The organism is Polaromonas sp. CT11-55 (assembly GCF_047303325.1).
GTDB lineage: Bacteria > Pseudomonadota > Gammaproteobacteria > Burkholderiales > Burkholderiaceae_C > Polaromonas.
Genome location: NZ_JBKBEX010000026.1, coordinates 1 through 17,372 on the forward strand (window position 1 = coordinate 1; position 17,372 = coordinate 17,372).

General features: G+C 64.9%; 16 protein-coding genes. 11 read left to right on the forward strand and 5 right to left on the reverse strand.

The features are described from left to right. The 4 genes from ACEN8I_RS19575 to ACEN8I_RS19590 all read left to right on the forward strand — a co-directional run. Positions 1 to 1,217: CaiB/BaiF CoA transferase family protein (locus ACEN8I_RS19575; RefSeq protein ID WP_413330252.1), on the forward strand; the 1,217-nt coding region annotated here is incomplete at its 5' end. Beyond that, a complete protein-coding gene (locus ACEN8I_RS19580) occupies positions 1,214 to 2,164 on the forward strand; it encodes a hydroxymethylglutaryl-CoA lyase (protein WP_413330254.1) in 951 nt (316 codons plus the stop codon). The genes ACEN8I_RS19575 and ACEN8I_RS19580, both read left to right, overlap by 4 nt. Then, a complete protein-coding gene (locus ACEN8I_RS19585) occupies positions 2,161 to 2,553 on the forward strand; it encodes a VOC family protein (RefSeq protein WP_413330256.1) in 393 nt (130 codons plus the stop codon). Before ACEN8I_RS19580 ends, ACEN8I_RS19585 begins: the two co-directional genes overlap by 4 nt. A 39-nt stretch (positions 2,554 to 2,592) precedes the next feature. Then, a complete protein-coding gene (locus ACEN8I_RS19590; protein ID WP_413330258.1) occupies positions 2,593 to 3,567 on the forward strand; it encodes a Bug family tripartite tricarboxylate transporter substrate binding protein in 975 nt (324 codons plus the stop codon). A 655-nt stretch (positions 3,568 to 4,222) separates the two neighbouring features. Here ACEN8I_RS19590 and ACEN8I_RS19595 read toward each other — a convergent pair. Beyond that, positions 4,223 to 4,477, reverse strand: a complete 255-nt coding sequence (locus ACEN8I_RS19595; RefSeq protein ID WP_413330260.1) for an acyl-CoA-binding protein — start codon at positions 4,475 to 4,477, stop codon at positions 4,223 to 4,225. 143 nt (positions 4,478 to 4,620) lie between these two features. Here ACEN8I_RS19595 and ACEN8I_RS19600 point away from each other — a divergent pair, with 143 nt between their 5' ends. Next, positions 4,621 to 6,150: a wax ester/triacylglycerol synthase family O-acyltransferase gene (locus tag ACEN8I_RS19600; RefSeq protein WP_413330262.1), complete on the forward strand. Its 1,530-nt coding sequence runs from the start codon at positions 4,621 to 4,623 to the stop codon at positions 6,148 to 6,150. A gap of 115 nt (positions 6,151 to 6,265) precedes the next feature. Here the strand turns inward: ACEN8I_RS19600 and ACEN8I_RS19605 are convergent, their stop codons facing one another. Next, on the reverse strand, positions 6,266 to 7,033 hold the full coding sequence (locus tag ACEN8I_RS19605; protein ID WP_413330264.1) for a type III pantothenate kinase: 768 nt from the start codon (positions 7,031 to 7,033) through the stop codon (positions 6,266 to 6,268). An 83-nt stretch (positions 7,034 to 7,116) separates the two neighbouring features. Then, positions 7,117 to 7,785 (reverse strand): helix-turn-helix transcriptional regulator, encoded by a 669-nt coding sequence (locus tag ACEN8I_RS19610; RefSeq protein ID WP_074575918.1) that lies wholly within the window; start codon positions 7,783 to 7,785, stop codon positions 7,117 to 7,119. A gap of 90 nt (positions 7,786 to 7,875) precedes the next feature. Here ACEN8I_RS19610 and ACEN8I_RS19615 point away from each other — a divergent pair, with 90 nt between their 5' ends. After that, positions 7,876 to 9,177, forward strand: coding sequence for a sensor histidine kinase (locus tag ACEN8I_RS19615; protein ID WP_413330266.1), 1,302 nt, complete (start codon positions 7,876 to 7,878; stop codon positions 9,175 to 9,177). Between the two features lie 66 nt (positions 9,178 to 9,243). Next, complete coding sequence (locus ACEN8I_RS19620; RefSeq protein WP_413330268.1) at positions 9,244 to 10,230, forward strand: response regulator; 987 nt, start codon at positions 9,244 to 9,246, stop codon at positions 10,228 to 10,230. A gap of 24 nt (positions 10,231 to 10,254) precedes the next feature. On the opposite strand, the gene cqsA is transcribed toward ACEN8I_RS19620, so the two are convergent. Together cqsA and ACEN8I_RS19630 are read right to left on the reverse strand one after the other, a co-directional pair. Beyond that, on the reverse strand, positions 10,255 to 11,508 hold the full coding sequence (cqsA, locus tag ACEN8I_RS19625) for an alpha-hydroxyketone-type quorum-sensing autoinducer synthase (RefSeq protein WP_413330270.1): 1,254 nt from the start codon (positions 11,506 to 11,508) through the stop codon (positions 10,255 to 10,257). A gap of 230 nt (positions 11,509 to 11,738) precedes the next feature. After that, positions 11,739 to 12,182: a rhodanese-like domain-containing protein gene (locus ACEN8I_RS19630; RefSeq protein WP_413330272.1), complete on the reverse strand. Its 444-nt coding sequence runs from the start codon at positions 12,180 to 12,182 to the stop codon at positions 11,739 to 11,741. Positions 12,183 to 12,371: 189 nt separating this feature from the next. On the opposite strand from ACEN8I_RS19630, the gene ACEN8I_RS19635 reads away from it, so the two are divergent. The 4 genes from ACEN8I_RS19635 (at position 12,372) to ACEN8I_RS19650 (ending at position 17,252) form a co-directional block, all read left to right on the forward strand. Then, the gene (locus ACEN8I_RS19635; RefSeq protein WP_413330274.1) at positions 12,372 to 13,295 is read left to right on the forward strand and encodes a PPK2 family polyphosphate kinase; all 924 of its coding nucleotides are present in this window, start codon (positions 12,372 to 12,374) and stop codon (positions 13,293 to 13,295) included. 178 nt (positions 13,296 to 13,473) lie between these two features. Then, positions 13,474 to 14,583, forward strand: a complete 1,110-nt coding sequence (locus tag ACEN8I_RS19640) for a TRAP transporter substrate-binding protein (protein ID WP_413330276.1) — start codon at positions 13,474 to 13,476, stop codon at positions 14,581 to 14,583. Between the two features lie 95 nt (positions 14,584 to 14,678). After that, entirely contained in the window at positions 14,679 to 15,305 is a 627-nt protein-coding gene (locus ACEN8I_RS19645; protein WP_413330279.1) for a TRAP transporter small permease subunit, read from the forward strand. A gap of 3 nt (positions 15,306 to 15,308) precedes the next feature. Further along, a complete protein-coding gene (locus ACEN8I_RS19650) occupies positions 15,309 to 17,252 on the forward strand; it encodes a TRAP transporter large permease (protein ID WP_413330281.1) in 1,944 nt (647 codons plus the stop codon). Positions 17,253 to 17,372: the final 120 nt, after the last annotated feature.

Consider the following 17,372-nt stretch of genomic DNA (forward strand, 5'->3'; position numbering starts at 1 on the left):
CCGCCGCCCCCGGCCCGCTCGCCGGTCTCAAAGTATTGGAACTGGGCCAGCTGATCGCCGGGCCCTTCGCCGCCAAGACGCTGGCGGACTTCGGCGCAGACATCATCAAGATCGAAACCCCTGGCGCGGGCGACCCGCTGCGCAAATGGCGTTTGCTCAAGGACGGCACCTCGGTCTGGTGGCAGGTGCAGTCGCGCAACAAGCGCTCGGTGGCGCTGGACCTCAAAAGCCCCGAGGCGCAGGACATCGTGCACCGGCTGGCGCTTGACGCCGACGTGCTGATCGAAAACTTCCGCCCCGGCGCCATGGAGGGCTGGGGCCTGGGGCCTGACGCGCTGCTGGCACTGAACCCGCGCCTCATCATGCTGCGCATCAGCGGCTACGGCCAGACCGGCCCCTACCGCGACAAACCGGGCTTCGGCGTAGTGGCCGAGGCCATGAGCGGCCTGCGCCACCTAACGGCCGAGCCGGGCCGCGTGCCGGTGCGTGTAGGCGTGAGCATAGGCGACACGCTGGCCGCGCTGCACGGCGTGATCGGCATCCTGCTGGCCATGCAGGAACGCCAGCGCTCCGGCAAGGGCCAGGTGATCGACGTCGCACTGTATGAAGCGGTTTTCAATTGCATGGAAAGCCTGCTGCCCGAGTACAGCGCTTTCGGCGCGGTGCGCGGCGCGGCCGGCAGCGCCCTGCCCGGTATCGCGCCCAGCAATGCCTACCTGTGCAAGGATGGCGGCTACGCGCTGGTGGCGGGCAACGGCGACAGCATTTTCAAGCGCTTGATGGCCACCATAGGCCGGGGTGATCTGGGCAACGACCCGGCGCTGGCCGACAACGCCGGCCGCGTGGCCCGCGTGGAGGAAATCGACGCGGCCATAGGCCAATGGACCGCCGGCCTCACGGTGGACGAGGTGCTGGCGGCGCTCGACAAGGTCTCCGTGCCGGCGGGCCGCATCTACACCGTGGCCGACATCGCCGCCGACCCGCACTACCGGGCGCGCGGCATGCTCGACGAGGTGCGCATGGACGACGGCAGCCTGCTGGCCGTGCCCGGCATCGTGCCCAAGCTTTCGCGCACGCCGGGCGGCCACCGCCGCAATGCACCGCAGGTGGGGCAGGACACCGACTCGGTGCTGCGGGAGATGGGCCTTTCAGCCGCGCAGATCCAGGCGCTCAAGGACAAAGGCATCGTGGCCGGAAAGGACGCGGACGCATCATGAAAAAACGAATCCACTTTAACGAGGTCGCCACGCGTGACGGCTTCCAGATCGAGCCCGAATTTGTCCCGACCGACGCCAAAATCGCACTGGTCGATGCGCTCAGCGACTGCGGCTACGCCAAGATCGAGGTGACCTCCTTCACCTCGCCCAAGGCCATTCCCATGCTGCGCGACGCTGAGGAAGTGATGGGCCGCATACGCCGCGCACCCGGCGTGGAATACACGGTGCTGGTGCCCAACCTGCGCGGTGCCGAACGCGCGCTGGAGTCGCGCGCCGATGAGCTCAACCTCGTGATGTCGGTTTCAGAAACCCACAACCTGGCCAACCTGCGCATGCCGCGCGAGAAAAGTTTTGCCGCGCTGTCCGACGTGATTCGCCATGTGGACGGTCGCACGGCCATCAATGTGTCCCTGTCCTGCTGCTTCGGCTGCCCGATGGAGGGCGACGTGGCCGAGGAAGAAGTGCTGCGCTGGGCCGATCGCTTTGCGGCCTTTGGCGCAGACCGCATGCGCGGCCTCACGATTTGCGACACCACGGGCATGGCGCACCCGGCCCAGGTCGCTCGCATGGTGCAAGTGCTGCAGCAGCGCTTTCCCGGCCTGCAACTGACCCTGCACTTTCACAACACGCGCGGCATGGGCCTGGCCAATGTGCTGGCCGCGGTGCAGGGCGGCATCACGCGCTTTGACGGATCGCTGGGCGGCCTGGGCGGCTGCCCCTATGCGCCCGGCGCCAGCGGCAACCTCAGCAGCGAGGACGCCATCCACATGCTGGACGCCATGGGCTATGACACCGGCATCAACATCCCCAGGCTGCTGGAGGTGGCCAGGCAGATGCCGGCCATCGTCGGCCATGAGGTGCCCGGCCAGGTCGCCAAGGCCGGCCGCATTACCGACCTGCATGCGCCGCCGCCTTATGTGGCAGCACTGCGGGAGGCGTCCAGATGATCGGCCACCTTGACCACCTGGTACTGACCACGAATGACGAGAAAGCCTGCGTGGACTTTTACACCTGCGTGCTGGGCATGGCACTGGAAACCTTTACCGGTGGCACCCCGCCCGTGGAGCGCAAGGCTTTCAAATTCGGCCAGCAGAAGATCAACCTGCACGTCAAAGGACATGAGTTCGAGCCCAAGGCCCATTTACCGGTGCCGGGCGCGCTGGACCTGTGCTTTCTGGCCAGTGTTCCCCTTGCCGAGGTGATGGCCCGCCTTGAGCGCGAGCGCTGGCCCGTGATCGAAGGCCCCGTGCTGCGCACGGGTGCCACTCAAAAAATCCGTTCGGTCTATGTGCGCGACCCGGACCTGAACCTTATCGAAATTTCCGAACCCGCCTGACAAGGCCATCCTAAAACTACTACGACTGGAGACAAAACCATGGCTTTCATTTCCCGCAGAACACTGCTGACCGTTGCCGGGCTCAGCAGCGCCGCCTGGCTGAATCCGGTGCGCGCGCAGTTCGCCGGCAAGCCCATCACGCTGGTGGTGCCCACGGCGGCCGGCGGCACCACCGACATCGCGGCGCGCATGCTGGCCGAGCCGCTGGGCAAGATTTTGCAGACCTCGGTGGTCGTGGACAACCGGGGCGGCGGCAACGGCAACATCGCCGGCCAGCTGGTGGCGCGCGGCCCGGCCGACGGCAGCAACCTGCTGGTGCAGTACTCGGGCTACCAGTGCATTACGCCGCTGATCCAGCCGGTGCCGGGCTTTGACCCCGCGACCAACCTCAAGCCCCTGGGCCATTTGATCGATGCGCCGCAGCTGCTGGTGGTGCGCGGCAATTTCCCGGCCGACAACTTCGCGGACTTCCTCACGTACGTCAAAGCCAATCCGGGCAAGGTCAACTACGCCTCCAGCGGCAACGGCTCGCTGCAGCACGTGACCACCGAGCTGCTCAAGGACCTGACCAAAACCTTCATGGTGCACATCCCCTACCGCGGCACCGGTCCGGCGCTGACCGACCTGCTGGCCGGCACGGTGGACTTCACCATCACCACGCCGCCACCGCTGCTGCCGCACATACGCGCGGGCAAACTCAAGGCGCTGATGGTGACCGGCCGCAGCCGCCTGGCCGCCGTGCCCAATGTGCCGACCGCCACCGAGGCCGGCGTGCCGCTGGTGGCCTCGTCGTGGTTCGCGGTCTATGGGCCCACGGGCTTGCCTGCCGACCTGCAAAGCCGGCTCTCGCTGGCGATCAGGCAGGTGGTGGAGTCGGAGAACTTCAAAAAACGCGCCGAAGAGCAAGGGGCCAAGGCTGTGGTCATGAGTGGTGCCGAGCTGGGCGCGCTGGGCGACAGCGAACGGAAGATGTGGGGGCGGATTGTGAAGCTTGCCAACATCAAAGCGGATTGAGGTTGGCGGCCGGGTCTTGCTCCGGCGGGCGTGCCTCTCTGCTCTCTTATCTCCTCGGTTCTCTTGCTAAGTTCTGCTGGCCGGGGGTTGCCCGGCGGCAACTCACTTTTCTTTTGCTTCGCCAAAAGAAAAGTAAGCAAAAGAAAAGGCGACCCTGGTGTCTGCGTCCCCTTCGCTGCGCTACGGGGCAACCTGCGGTGCTCGGTTCAGGCGGGGTCTCGCTAAACTCGCTACGCTGCGCTTCGCTCAGACAACGCGATCCCTTATCCGCCTGAACCTCCGCTCCTCGGCGCATACACAAGGGGTGGGGGCCGGAATACCAAATACTTGAAGAAACAAGGACACGCCATGGCGTGTCCTTGTTTGTATTTGTCTTCTTGGTATTTCGGTATTTGGTTCCCGATTGCCCCGTCCTGGCTGGGCCGAGGAGCGCAGACGTAGGCGGATCAGGGATCGCGCTTGTCTGAGCCGAAGGCGAGTTTGCGCGAGACCCCGCCGTAGTCGAGCACCGCAGGTTGCCCGTAGCGAAGCGGAGGGACCCAGACTGCGGGTCGCCTTTCTTTTGGGTACTTTTCTTTGGCGAAGCAAAGAAAAGTGCCTCGCCCGCCGGGGCGAGACCCGGCCAGCTGAACCAAGAAGAGGAAGGAGGAGGAGATCAGCTCAAATCAGCAATCAGATCAATGTACTGCTGCATGGCATCTTCCTGCGAAGTGCCCTTGAGACTATTCCAGGCGTCCCACTTGGCGCGCGCGACCATGTCGCCGAAGCCGGGCTTCTTGTCGTTGTTGTCGCCGCTGCTGCCTTGCTTGTAGAGCGCGTAAATCTTCAACAGCGTGGCGTTGTCAGGACGCTCGCTGAGGTTTTTCGAATCGGCAATGGCTTTGTCGAAGGCGGCTTTCAGGTCTGACATGAGGGAATCTCCGTTTTTAGAAGTGGGTCACCAATGAGGTGCTTGGGGTAACTGCCCGGTATCTTAGCGAGGCCGTTCCTTGCAAAATAGGGAAGTTACCCCATCCGGGGTGGATTCGCAGCAGTTTTGCATCGGGAGTGCTCATGGTTACACGCGTTACCGCCCAGGCCGCCGGCCGGAAAGTGGCAAAAAACGTCCAGAAGAACGTCAAGCGGGCCGTCTCGGGAACCCTGGGCATTTCGGGGGAACGCATGAGCAAGGTCGACACGGCCTGGCTGCGCATGGACAACGATGCCAACCTCATGATGATCGTGGGCGTGTGGCAGCTGGCGCCCGGCGTCAAGCACGCGGCGGTCTGCGAACGCATTGAAAACAGCCTGCTCAAATACGACCGCTTCAAGCAGCGCGTGATGGAAGACGCGGCCGGCGCCACCTGGGTGATGGACCGCAATTTCGACCTGGCCAATCATGTGGTGGCGGAGAAGCTGCCGAAATCGGCCAACCAGGAGCAGGCCCTGCAGGACCGTGTGGCCGAGCTGGCCACCCAGCGCCTGGACCCGAAACGCCCGCTGTGGCAGATCCACCTGGTCGAGGACTACACCGGGCCCGACGGCGTCAAGGGCAGCGCCATGATCGTGCGCATCCACCACTGCATCGCCGACGGCATCGCGCTGATTTCGGTGACCATGTCGCTGGTCGACGGCGGCGCGCCGCCGCCCGAGCGGCGCAAGAAAGCCGCCGCCGCGGGCCCGGAAGACTGGATTACCGACACCCTGCTCAAGCCCTTTACCGACATCACGGTCAAGGCGTTGGGCGCCGTGGGCGAGGGCGCGGCGCGCTCGCTGGGCATGCTGGGCGATCCGAAAAAAGGCATGGAGCAGGGCGTGAGCGGCTCCTTCGACATGGCCAAGGTGCTGTTCCAGTTGCTGTCCGACTCGGCCGCGCTGGCCCTGATGCCCGACGACTCCAAGACCCGGCTCAAGGGCAAGCCCGGCGGCGCGAAAAAAGTGGCCTGGTGCCAGCCGATTCCGCTGGACGAGGTCAAGGCCGTGGGCAAGGCGCTCAACTGTTCGATCAACGACGTGCTGCTGAGCTGCGTGGCCGGCGCCCTGGGCGAGTACCTGAAAACCTTCGGCGACGACGTGGCGGGCCAGGAAATCCGCGCCATGGTGCCTGTAAATTTGCGGCCGCTGGACCAGGCGCACAAGCTGGGCAACCGCTTCGGCCTGGTGCCGCTGGTGCTGCCCATAGGCATAGACAACCCGATCGAGCGCGTCTACGAGGTGCGCCGCCGCATGGCCGCGCTCAAGGGCAGCTACCAGCCGCTGCTGGCCTTCAGCCTGCTGGCGGTGGCGGGCCTGCTCATCAAGCCGGCGCAGGACATGATGCTTAACCTGTTCGCCAAAAAGACCACGGCGGTCATGACCAATGTGCCGGGCCCGCGCGAAAAGCTCAAGTTCTGCGGCTCCACGCTGGAGCAAAGCATGTTCTGGGTGCCGCAGTCGGGCGACATGGGCCTGGGTGTGTCCATCCTGAGCTACGGCGGCGGCGTGCAGTTCGGCGTGATCACCGACAGCACGCTGTGCCCGGAGCCTCAGCGCATCATCGACGAGTTCGTGCCGGAGTTCGCCAAACTGTCGATAGTGACCTTGATGCTTCCCTGGGGAGAGTGAGCGCCCGGCTCATTCAAGCGGGGGCCGCGGTCCGGCTTCGCCGGCCGCAAGGCGCCTGTCCCCTGCAAGGGGAGAGGAGGCTACACGAAGTGAGCCTCAACAGGGGTGAGCCAGTCTAGGCGGCAAAGCGACGCGACGCTATTTCTAGAAGCCCGTCAAAAATCAGGCTGTCCACGAGCTCGAACTTCACCGACATGCTGGGCGCCATCTTCCAGCCCGCGCCGCCGGTCATGATGCATTCGGGCGTCTCGCCGCAGTGGCGCGTGATGTTTTCGACCATACGCTGCACGGCCCCGGCAATCGCGAAGGTGCCGCCGCTGGTCAGCGCGTCGCTGGTGTTGGTGGGGAAATCGCGCACCTCGCCGGTGGGCACATGCAGGCCGGCCGTGCCGGACTCGAGCGCGCGCAGCATGATGCCGTGGCCCGGCAGGATGATGCCGCCCAGGAATTTTCCGGAGGCGTCTATGGCCTCGACGGTGACCGCCGTGCCCACCATGACGACCACGCAGGGCTTGCGCACGCCGCGCGCCAGCAGGCGGTGGCGCGCCCCTATGATGGCGACCCAGCGGTCGGCGCCCAGGCGCGCCGGATGGTCGTAGCCGTTGCTCACACCCGCCTCCTGCGGGCTGGAGACCACCCAACGCGGCGCCACGTCCCAGAGCTCCATCTGCTCGGCCACGCGCCGCTTGATGGCGTCGCCGGCGACGATGCAGCCCAGGATACGCGAAGGGATGGGCAGGCCGTTCCACTCCTCTTCCGCGAGCCTGTCGATGTTCTCCAGGAACACCGCCCCCTGCGCCAGCAGCTTGGCGCCGGCCGCGGGCGCCTCATACTGGGCCCATTTCAGGCGGGTGTTACCCACGTCAAGCGCTAGGAAGGTCATTTGGCGGATTATGAACAGGTTTGGCGCCGCGCCCCGGCTACCCGCCTAGGGGTTTCCAGTAGGGTTTCTTTGGGAATGCAGGGTCAAATGAGGCCAAACCAACAGGCGCGCTGGATAGCGGCCAGCTTGTTGTCGACCCTGAGCTTGGTCATGGCATTGGAGAGGTGGAAGTTCACGGTGCGCTCGCTGCAGGCCAGCAGCTCGCCGCTTTCACGCGCCGTCATGCCCTGGAAAGCCAGGCTCAGGCATTCGAGTTCGCGCGGGCTCAGCGGGCTGCGCGCTTCGGCCAGCGCGCGCTTGAGCAGCGGCCAGATGTTGAGCGCCGACCAGGCCAGCAGGGCTGCCTCGCTGCGGTCGTGCCACTGGCGCGGGCTGAACAGGTAGCACTCGAAGGCGCGGCCCACGGTAAGCGGAAAGGCGATGCGCACCACGCTCTGGTAGCCGTGGGCCAGCCAGAGACGGCGCCAGCGGCCCAGGCTCTCGAAAGCCGATTTGGAGATATCCTGCCAGGCCACCAGGGGCGCGTCGGAGTCGCGCCAGGGAGCGCCGAAGTCGCGGCTTTCGGCCAGGGCCTCGGCCGCCTCGAGCAGGCGCGGCGGGTGGATGGCCAGCACCAGCCGGTCCTCCTGGCCCGCAAAAGGGTCGGGGCCCAGCACCATCAGGGCCTCGACCGAAAATTCGCGCAGGGCGCACAGCCAGTCGCTGATGACGCCATCGAGGCTCACGCTGTCAAAGTTGGCAGGTAATAGCATTAGCTTGACGGAAAAAGAACCAGGACAATACAGTCACATGTCAAATGCATCATCAGTCAGGTTCCCTGTTGTGCTGGAGAGATCTTTAAAGTGAGGAGCGCCCGCTTCCACGCGTGGCTGGCGCAGCGCCCATTGCTCCAGTGGCTGCGCGAGGAGCTGGTACTTGCCCCGCTGGAGCCCATTTTGCATCCATCGCCGCGGCGTCTGTGGTGGCTGGGGCTTTCTTTTTTTTCGGGCAATGCCCTGTTCGCCTGGATCTGGTCGGCCTGGCTGCCCCAGCCCTATGAAAACCTGCCCCTGCGCGTGATGGCCAGCCTGCTGGGCTACAGCCTGATGACGCGGCGCGTCAACCACGACCCGAGCAGCCGCCTGGCGCAAAGGGTGTTCGGCCTGGTGTTCTGGGTGGAACTGCCGGTGCTGTTCAGCTGGATGTACCTGTGCAACAGCGGCAGCACGGTGTGGCTGGCCACCATGGCGGCCATGGTGCTGATCTACTACCACGTGACCGACTGGCGCCTGGCCACGCTGGGCACCATCACGGGGGGCCTGCTGGCCTTCGGGGCCTTCATGGCCATCGGGCCCGCGGTTCCCTTGCTGCCGCCCGAGCAGCGCGCCGTCCATGCCGTGGTGTTCGCCTTTGCCTGGTCGATCGCGCTGGTGCTCAACCTGTCCTCGGCCAACCTGCGGCGGGAGCAACTCTCCAGCACGCTGACCACTATAGGCATCATGGCCCATGAACTTCGCACGCCGCTGTCGACGGCGGCGCTGCTGGGCGACGCGATCCAGCTGGAGGTGCAACGCCAGCCCGACAACCCGCGCGCGCAGCAGCTGGACAAACTGGCGCTGCGCCTGCACGCCCTGGTGCGCAACATGAACCACCAGATCGACACCCAGATCGCCAACGCCAAGCTGCTGCAGCTGCCGCGCTACACCGAGCGGGTCTGGGCCAGCAAGGTGGTGCAGGACGTTGTGGTGGCTTATCCTTACCAGTCGAGCCGCCAGCGCGACTGTGTCAAGGTCATCATTCATGACGATTTCAGTTTCCGTTCTTCCGCCACCCAGTTTTCCCAGGTGCTGGACAACCTGATCAAAAACGCCCTGCACTCCCTGATGGCGGCCGACTCGAAATACCCGGCCGGAGCGCTGCGCATCGAGGTGGGCCACTCGCAGCAGCGCGGCCGCATTATCGTGGCGGACGAAGGCATGGGCATAGACGCGGCCTTGCTGCCGCAGATTTTTAAACCTTTTTTCTCCAGCAACCGTGGCACAGGCCACGGTCTGGGTTTGGCGTTTTGCCAGCAAGTGGTACAAAGTGCAGGCGGCAACATTCATGTGAAATCCGAGTTTGCCGTGGGCGCCGTTTTTACCATTGAACTGCCCATGGCGTCCTGATGCCCCTGAAAGCCTGTTTGCGACTTTGTACGACTGCTTTTGACAACCCACCCTAAAACGACAAACATGTCCTTTGCACTCTACCGCCGACCGGGAGGCGTGGTCTTTCTGGACGACGACCCGGACTACCTCGAAATGCTGGCCGAGGTCATGCCGCTGGACTGGTATGTGCGCCTGTTCCTGCGGCCAGTGGCCTGCATAGACCTGCTGCTCAAGGAGCCGGCACGCTGGGAAGCGGACGCCTGGCGCCAGCAGGAGATCATCAACCGCTGGCGCGAAGGCGCGGCCCTGATCCCGCAGATCCTGCAATACTGGCGCGAAGACGGCTCGGCGCGCTTTGCGCTCACGCAGGTCTGCGTGGTCGATTACTCGATGCCGGCGATGAGCGGGCTGCGGGTGCTCAGCGAGCTGACGGGCTGGTCCGGCGCGCGCGTGCTGCTGACCGGGCGCGCCGACGAGCAACTCGCCGTCTCGGCCTTCAACCGCGGGCTGATCGAACAGTTCATTCCCAAACAGTCCCCCGAAATCCGGCTGCGCCTGACCGACGCCATCCAGGCGTTGCTGCGACAGCCCGACGGGAGGCACCAGCAGACCTGGCGCTCCACGCTGTCGCGCGAGCAGCACGCCCTGCTGTGCGAGCCCACGATCGCCCAGGAGCTGGAAAACCTGGCGCTGCGCCAGGGCTGGATAGAGCATGTGGTGATAGGCGCGCCTTTCGGCGTGCTGGCGCTGGACCGCAAGGGCAGCGCCAGCTGGCTGCAGCTGGAGCCGGCGGCCAACCTGCGCGAACTCGCGGAAATCGCCGAATCCCAGGGTTGGGACACGGCCACCGTGCAGGACGTAGCCGCGGGCAAAAAACTCATAGACCTCGAACTGCAGCTGGCGCTGGGCGCCGGCCAGAAGCCGCAGCCGCGCCAGGCCTTCACCATCGCCTCGGGCGCAACCGTGCTGCACGCCGCGCTGTTCAACGTGGGTGAGACCTTCAGCCCGGGCTTCATGACCAGCCACGAGCGTTTTATCGCCACCTCGGGCGAGCGCCAGCTGCAGGACTAGCCTGCGCGCCATCCGGCTGCGCACTCATGCCTCGGCCTGGCCGGCTCGGGCGCGCCGCGCGATCGGCCAGTCCCAGGGCTTGACGATGGGCGCGATCTCGCGGGCCACGGCTTCCACGTGGTCCAGTTCCGACTCCATCAGGCCGGCGTTCAGCGTCATGCGCATCATGGCGCGCTTGGCGCTGGTAGCCGGCGCGCAGAACATCGAGGAAAACACATTGCGCTCTTCCAGCCGGTCGCGCAGCACCATGGTGTCGCTTTCCGAGCCGACTTCCAGCGCGATGATCTGCTGGCTGCCCTGGTGGATCGGATAACCGAGCTCGCTCAGCGAGGCGCGTAGCCGGCGCGTGTTCGCGTGCAGGCGCTTGCGCGCGTCATCGCTGTCCCGAATCAGTTCCAGGGTGGCGGCCAGGCCGGCGATCTCATGCGGCAGCAGGCTGGAGCTGAAGATGTTGGGAAAACTCGAACACAGGATGTAGTAGCGCATGTGGGCCGGCGCGGTGAAAAAGCCCGCGCGGCCCGCGAAGGCCTTGGCCAGGCTGGCGGTGATGAAGTGCACCCGGTCGGTCAAGCCCAGTTCGGCGCACAGTCCCGCGCCCTGGGGGCCGTGCGTGCCCAGCGAATGCGACTCGTCGACCAGCATCATGCAACCGTGGGCCTCGGCCACGTCCACTATTTCCACCAGCGGGCTGACAGCGCCGGTGGTGCTGTAGACCGAATCCACCACCACAATGCCGGGACCGTTGCGGGCGATCATGCGCGCCAGGTGGGCCGGGTCGTTGTGGCGGAAGGCGAAGGCCGGCGCGCGTGCCGCATGGGCGCCCTCCCACAGCGAGGCATGGGCCAGGGTGTCCAGGTAGACCGGCGTCTGCGCGTCGGCAATCGCCTGCAGCAGGCCGACGTTGGCCGCGTAGCCCGACTGGCAAATGAAGCCGTCGTCCTTGCCGACCCAGGCGGCCAGGGCCGTCTCCAGGGCATGCGTGGGATGCTGGTTCAGGTGGAAGACGCCGGACTGCACCACGAACTCCTGCGCCTTGCGCAAGGACTCGACCTGGGCATGCACGATCTGCGGATGCCCCGTAATACTCAGGTAGTCGTTGCCGTCCAGGCGTATGGCATTGGAGTCGGGCGTGCGGCCATGGAGCATGAATTTCCCGCCCCATTGCTGGTCCCAGCGCGGCTTGAAGTCGCGCGCGATGCGCTGGCTCAGCTGGGCCCCCAGGGCGGGATTGATAGGCGCCTTGACGGCGGATGGAATTTCGCGTTCGAGTACTTGCATGGGGGAGCTCCGTTAGAAAGAGGAACCCCCATTGAAAGCGCTCAAACAAATTGATACGTGTTATCCCCTGTCAGAACTAACAGGGGTCACGCTAATACACCAAATTTCAGCAAAAGTAATGTGAACTATTCACTTCATTTTTTCCGGACTCTCACCTATTTCCTTACATGGCGAAGTTACGAAAGGTACGGATCCCCCATGGAGCCGGGATATTTCGGGTATTTAATTTTTTACCCCTGCTTCCACGGCAGGCCCTGCAGACGCCAGCCGCCCTTGTGGCCGCGCTGTCCCTTTTCGTCGGCGTCGCCCTCAAAGCCCTCCAGGATGTTGTAGGCCTCCAGGCCCAGCTCCGCCGCGCGTTTGGCGGCCGCCACTGAACGCACGCCGCTGCGGCATAGCAGCACGGCTTTCTTGCCGGTGGGCACGGCCGCTTTCAGCCCCTCATCAAAGCCCGCATTCATGGCCATGCCCGGCCATTGCTTCCAGGCCAGCGGCACGGCGCCGGGCACATAACCGACCCATTCGCGCTCGGCGTCGGTGCGCACGTCCACCAGCACAGCCTCGCCCGACTGCATCCATTCAAACGCCAGGCGCGCGGGGATGTCCCCGGCATAGCCGGCGGCCGGCCGGACCTGAAGCGGGGAGCAGGCGTTCGCTGCGGTAGAGCTTGTCATGTCATTGCCTGTCATATAAAGAAAAGGAAGGAGGAAGAAAAAAAGAAAAGAAAAGAAAAAGAAGAAGCAGAAAAGTGAAAGCGCCCAGGCAAGTTTATTCCCGGGCCGCGGCCCGCGGCAACAGCAGGGAGAAAGCGCGGCATGCACAATCACAGCGGCAAGCCCGCCCACCGCCTACCGGAGACATCGATGCCGACCACCCGCACAGACCCGCCTCTTTTTCCCGACACCGCGGCCGGTAAGGCGGACCTCAAGGCCTTGGCCAGGCTGCTGGCCCGATGGCAGCCACCGCCAACCGGCACGGACGGCCAGCCGCCGTCCGGCAAAGAAGCCGGCAAGCCCTGGGCGCTGGCCGACCTGGACCCCACGGCCAAGCCCTTTTCCAGCGGCGACAAGCAGCGCGACAAGGCCCTGGTCGAGACCCTGGCGGCGGAACTCGACGAGCTGCAGAACCTGTTCTACGCCGACAAGCGCTTCAAGCTGCTGGTCATCCTGCAGGGCACCGACACCGCCGGCAAGGACGGCACCCTGCGCGGTGTGTTCGGCCGCATCAGCCCGCTGGGCGTGCACACCGTGAGCTGGCGCGCGCCCAACGAGGCGGAGCGTGCCCACGATTACCTGTGGCGCATCCACCAGCAAGTGCCGGCCGCCGGCGAGATCACCCTTTTCAACCGCAGCCACTATGAGGACGTCCTGGTGCCGCCCGTCAAGGGCTGGATCACGCCGGCGCAGACCGCCCAGCGCTACCGCCACATCAACGACTTCGAGCGCCTGCTTGCGCAGACCGGCACCGTGGTCCTGAAGTTCATGCTGCATATCAGCCGCAACGAGCAGCGTGACCGCCTGCAGGCGCGGCTGGACGACCCGACCAAACAGTGGAAGTTCAACATCGACGATCTGGAGGCGCGCAAGCAGTGGAAGCAGTACCAGCAGGCTTACGAGGACCTGCTTCGCGCCACCAGCACGCCCTGGGCGCCGTGGACCGTGGTGCCCGCCGACTCCAAGACCCACCGCAACCTGATGATCGCCACCGTGGTCCGCGCCACGCTGGTGCAGCTGGGCCTGCGCTTTCCCCCCGGCGATCCCGCGCTCAAGAGCGTGAAAATCCGCTGAGGTTGAAAGCCGCCGCGCGATTCCCGCCCGGACTGCAAAAACAGTTTCACCCGTATCGGGGGTAATCAAAAGGCCGATCGCCGCCCCCGTTGGTGGAAACCCTCTTTGTAAGCTTTGGGCAAGGCGGAATGATGAGTGTTCTTAGTGTTCGTATGTTTTCCAACAACAGGAGACAGTCATGACCGAGAGCAAAAGCCCCCGCAGGCGCGGCCTGCTGAAAGGCGCCGCGATTGCCGCCGGCGCCCTGTCCGCCCCCATGGTCGCCATGGCGCAGACAACCTCCTTTCGCTTCCAGAGCACCTGGCCGGCCAAGGACATCTTCCACGAATTCGCCAACGACTTCGCGAAAAAAGTCAACGACATGGCCGGCGGCCGCCTCAAGATAGAGGTGCTGCCCTCCGGCGCTGTCGTGCCGGCCTTCCAGTTGCTCGAAGCCGTGAACAAGGGCACGCTGGACGGCGGCCACGGCGTGGTGGCCTACCACTACGGTAAAAATTCAGCACTGGCCCTGTGGGGCTCAGGCCCCGGCTTCGGCATGGATTCCAACATGGTGCTGGCCTGGCACAACTACGGCGGCGGCAAGGCCCTGCTCGAGGAAATCTACAAGGCCATCAACATGGACGTGGTGTCCTACCTCTATGGCCCCATGACCACCCAGCCGCTGGGCTGGTTCAAAAAACCCATCGCCAAGGCCGATGACCTCAAGGGCCTGAAGTACCGCACCGTAGGCCTGGCTGTGGACATGTTCACGCTGATGGGTGCTGCGGTCAACCCCCTGCCCGGCGGCGAAATCGTACCGGCGCTGGACCGCGGCCTGATCGACGCGGCCGAATTCAACAACGCCTCCTCCGACCGGGTCCTGGGTTTTCCGGACGTGGTGAAAAACTGCATGCTGCAGAGCTTTCACCAAAGCGGCGAGCAGTTCGAGATCCTGTTCAACAAAACCAAATACAACACCTTGCCGGCCGAACTCAAGGCCATCATCGACTATGCGGTGCAGGCGGCCAGCGCCGACATGAGCTGGAAGATGATAGACCGCAACTCCAGCGACTACATCGAGATGAAGAAGCAGGGGATCAAGTTCTACAAGACCTCGGACGCCGTGCTGCGCGCCCAGCTGGACGCCTGGGACAAGACCATTGCCAAAAAAGCCGGCGAGAACCCGCTGTTCCAGAAGGTGCTGGATTCGCAAAAGGCGTTCGCCCAGCGGGCCGTATCCTGGCACAACGACTACTCCGTCGACTTCAAGATGGCCTACAACCATTATTTCTCCGGCAAGAAAGCCTGACCGCCAGCGCTCGAGTCTGAGCCTGAAGCACAGCAGCCATCCGGTTCCACCTGGATGGCTGCTTTTCTTTGTCACCGCACGCCACCGGAACCGCCATGAACGTTCAACGTCTCCTGCACACTGCCGACGCCATCAGCACCTGGGTGGGCAAGGCCTTTGCCTGGCTCATCGTGGTGCTGATGCTGCTGGTCTGCGCCGAGGTCTTCAAGCGCTACGCGCTCAACGCCCCGACAGCCTGGATCTTCGATGCCAACAACATGCTCTACGGCACGCTGTTCATGATGGGCGGGGCCTACACCCTGGCCCATGACGGCCATGTGCGCGGAGACTTCCTGTACGGCAACATGAAGCCGCGCACCCAGGCCCTGCTGGACCTGGTGCTCTACGTCCTGTTCTTCCTGCCCGGCATCGCCGCGCTGACCTGGGCCGGCTGGACCTATTTCAACGACTCGTGGTCCATCCATGAGCAGACCTTCAACGCCGACCCGATCCCGCTGTATCCCTTCAAGTTCGTGATCCCGCTGGCCGGCGCCATCGTGCTGATGCAGGGAATCGCCGAGATGATCCGCTGCGTGGTCTGCCTCAGGACCGGCGCATGGACGCCCCGGCTCAGGGACGCCGAGGAGGCCGACGTGGTGGCCCAGCAGCTGGCCGGCAGCGAATTCGTCGACGAGGACGCCAAGCAGCTTGCCATCGAAAAATCCAAAGGAATGAAGGGATAAATGATGAGCAACGCAGCACTCGGCATGACCATGCTCTGCCTGATCGTGGTCGTGATCATGCTGGGCTTTCCCACTGCCTTCACCCTGATGGGCCTGGGCATCATGTTCGGCTTCGTCGCTTTCTACGACCCGTCGGCGCACTGGCTGGACAACAAGATCTTCGACCTCATGGTGCAGCGCGCCTTCGGGGCCATGACCAATGAAACCCTGTTATCCATCCCGCTGTTCGTGCTGATGGGGTATGTGATGGAGCGCGGCGCGCTGGTGGACAAGATGTTCCACAGCGTGCAGCTGGCCTTTCGCAGCGTGCCGGGCTCGCTGGCCGTCACCACGCTGATCATCTGCACTTTCTGGGGCATCGCCAGCGGCCTGGTGGGCGCGGTCGTGGTGCTGATGGGCGTGATCGCCATGCGGCCCATGCTCAACGCCGGCTACGACACCCGGCTGGCCGCCGGCGTGATCACCGCCGGCGGCACGCTGGGCATCCTGATCCCGCCCTCGGTGATGATCATCGTCTACGCCGCCGTCGCGGGCCAGTCGGTGGTCAAGCTGTACGCCGCCGCCATGTTCCCCGGCTTCTTCCTGGCCCTGCTGTACCTCGTCTACATCATTGGCTGGGTGCTGATCAATCCCAAGATCGCGCCCAAGCTGCCGCCCGAGCAGCAGCAGGTGCAAGTGCCTGCCTGGCTGCACGCCGTCGCCGGCGCCTACTCGCGCCGCATGCTGCCCGCATTGCTGGCCGCCACCGCCTCACCCGGCCGCGCCCTCAAAGCCGGCGTGGACGGCGTGAAGATCACCCGCGGCCTGCTGGCACGCAGCCTGGGTCTGGCGCTGGTGCCGCTGGCGCTGGCCGCCGTCACCCTGGGCGCCGTCTGGTGGTATGTGGTGATCCATTCCCAGGAGGACAACGTCGCCAGCGCCGCGGCGCAGGTCACCCAGCGGGCCCAGGCGCCTGCGGCGGCAGGCACCGGTACCGGCCTGCAGGAAGCCCCCGGCGCCGAGGCGGCCCAGGCGCCGCCGCCCGCCGGCGGCGTGCAGGAACCGCCGACCGAAACCAGCGGCCTGCAGGAGCTGTCGGCCCCGCCCGGCGCCGTCGGCGAGCCGGCCGCCGGCCCGGCCAAGGACGAGCCCATGCAGCAGTTCGGCGACCCGGCGGCCGAGGGGCCGCACACCGCCGCCGTTCCCGAGGTCTTCTTCACCGGCTTCTGGATCGCCTGCGCCGTCACCTTGCTGCTGCTGGCCTGGTATTACTGGAAGTTCGACGCGGAGCAGTTCGAGATCCTGCGCCTGCTGGTGTCTTCCGTCATGCCGCTGGCCATACTCACCTTCGTCGTGCTGGCGGTGATCCTGTTCGGCATCACGACGGCCACCGAATCCGCGGCGGTCGGCGCGGCGGGCGCCTTCCTGATGGCCTGGCACGCCAAGACCCTGAATTTCCAGCGCATCAAGGAGGCGGTTTTCCTGACCGCCAAGACCACCTCCATGGTGTGCTGGCTGTTTGTCGGCTCGGCGCTGTTTTCGGCCGTATTCGCCCTGCTGGGCGGGCAGGCCGTGATCGAAAGATGGGTGCTGTCGATGGAACTCACGCCGCTGCAGTTCCTGCTGGTGTCGCAGGCCATCATCTTCGTCCTGGGCTGGCCGCTCGAATGGACCGAAATCATCGTGATCTTCGTGCCCATCTTCCTGCCGCTGCTGCAGCATTTCCAGATCGATCCCATCCTGTGGGGCGTGCTGGTTTTTGTGAACCTGCAGGCGGCCTTCCTGTCGCCGCCGGTCGCGATGAGCGCCTTCTACCTCAAAGGCGTTTCGCCTTCCCATGTGACCCTGAACCAGATCTTCGCCGGCATGATGCCCTACATGCTGATCGTGATCCTGTGCATGGTCTTCATGTACATCTGGCCGGGCATGACGCTCTGGCTGCCCAAGTTCCTGTACGGCGGCGGCTGACCGCCTGGCCTCGGCCCCCGGGGCGCTCAATCCCTGCCCGGGGGTGAGCGCTTGAACAGCCCCCGCTTACGGAGTAAGATTGACGTTTACGTAAACGTCAACTACAGTGAGTGGGGCGCC

Bases quoted from the DNA above. Each gene is read 5' to 3' on its own strand.
- ACEN8I_RS19605 (WP_413330264.1), bottom strand. From the start codon at position 7,033: ATGACCTTCCTAGCGCTTGACGTGGGTAACACCCGCCTGAAATGGGCC.
- ACEN8I_RS19620 (WP_413330268.1), top strand. From the start codon at position 9,244: ATGTCCTTTGCACTCTACCGCCGACCGGGAGGCGTGGTCTTTCTGGAC.
- ACEN8I_RS19600 (WP_413330262.1), top strand. From the start codon at position 4,621: ATGGTTACACGCGTTACCGCCCAGGCCGCCGGCCGGAAAGTGGCAAAA.
- ACEN8I_RS19580 (WP_413330254.1), top strand. From the start codon at position 1,214: ATGAAAAAACGAATCCACTTTAACGAGGTCGCCACGCGTGACGGCTTC.
- ACEN8I_RS19630 (WP_413330272.1), bottom strand. From the start codon at position 12,182: ATGACAAGCTCTACCGCAGCGAACGCCTGCTCCCCGCTTCAGGTCCGG.
- ACEN8I_RS19585 (WP_413330256.1), top strand. From the start codon at position 2,161: ATGATCGGCCACCTTGACCACCTGGTACTGACCACGAATGACGAGAAA.
- ACEN8I_RS19640 (WP_413330276.1), top strand. From the start codon at position 13,474: ATGACCGAGAGCAAAAGCCCCCGCAGGCGCGGCCTGCTGAAAGGCGCC.
- ACEN8I_RS19595 (WP_413330260.1), bottom strand. From the start codon at position 4,477: ATGTCAGACCTGAAAGCCGCCTTCGACAAAGCCATTGCCGATTCGAAA.
- cqsA (WP_413330270.1), bottom strand. From the start codon at position 11,508: ATGCAAGTACTCGAACGCGAAATTCCATCCGCCGTCAAGGCGCCTATC.
- ACEN8I_RS19610 (WP_074575918.1), bottom strand. From the start codon at position 7,785: ATGCTATTACCTGCCAACTTTGACAGCGTGAGCCTCGATGGCGTCATC.
- ACEN8I_RS19590 (WP_413330258.1), top strand. From the start codon at position 2,593: ATGGCTTTCATTTCCCGCAGAACACTGCTGACCGTTGCCGGGCTCAGC.
- ACEN8I_RS19645 (WP_413330279.1), top strand. From the start codon at position 14,679: ATGAACGTTCAACGTCTCCTGCACACTGCCGACGCCATCAGCACCTGG.
- ACEN8I_RS19650 (WP_413330281.1), top strand. From the start codon at position 15,309: ATGAGCAACGCAGCACTCGGCATGACCATGCTCTGCCTGATCGTGGTC.
- ACEN8I_RS19635 (WP_413330274.1), top strand. From the start codon at position 12,372: ATGCCGACCACCCGCACAGACCCGCCTCTTTTTCCCGACACCGCGGCC.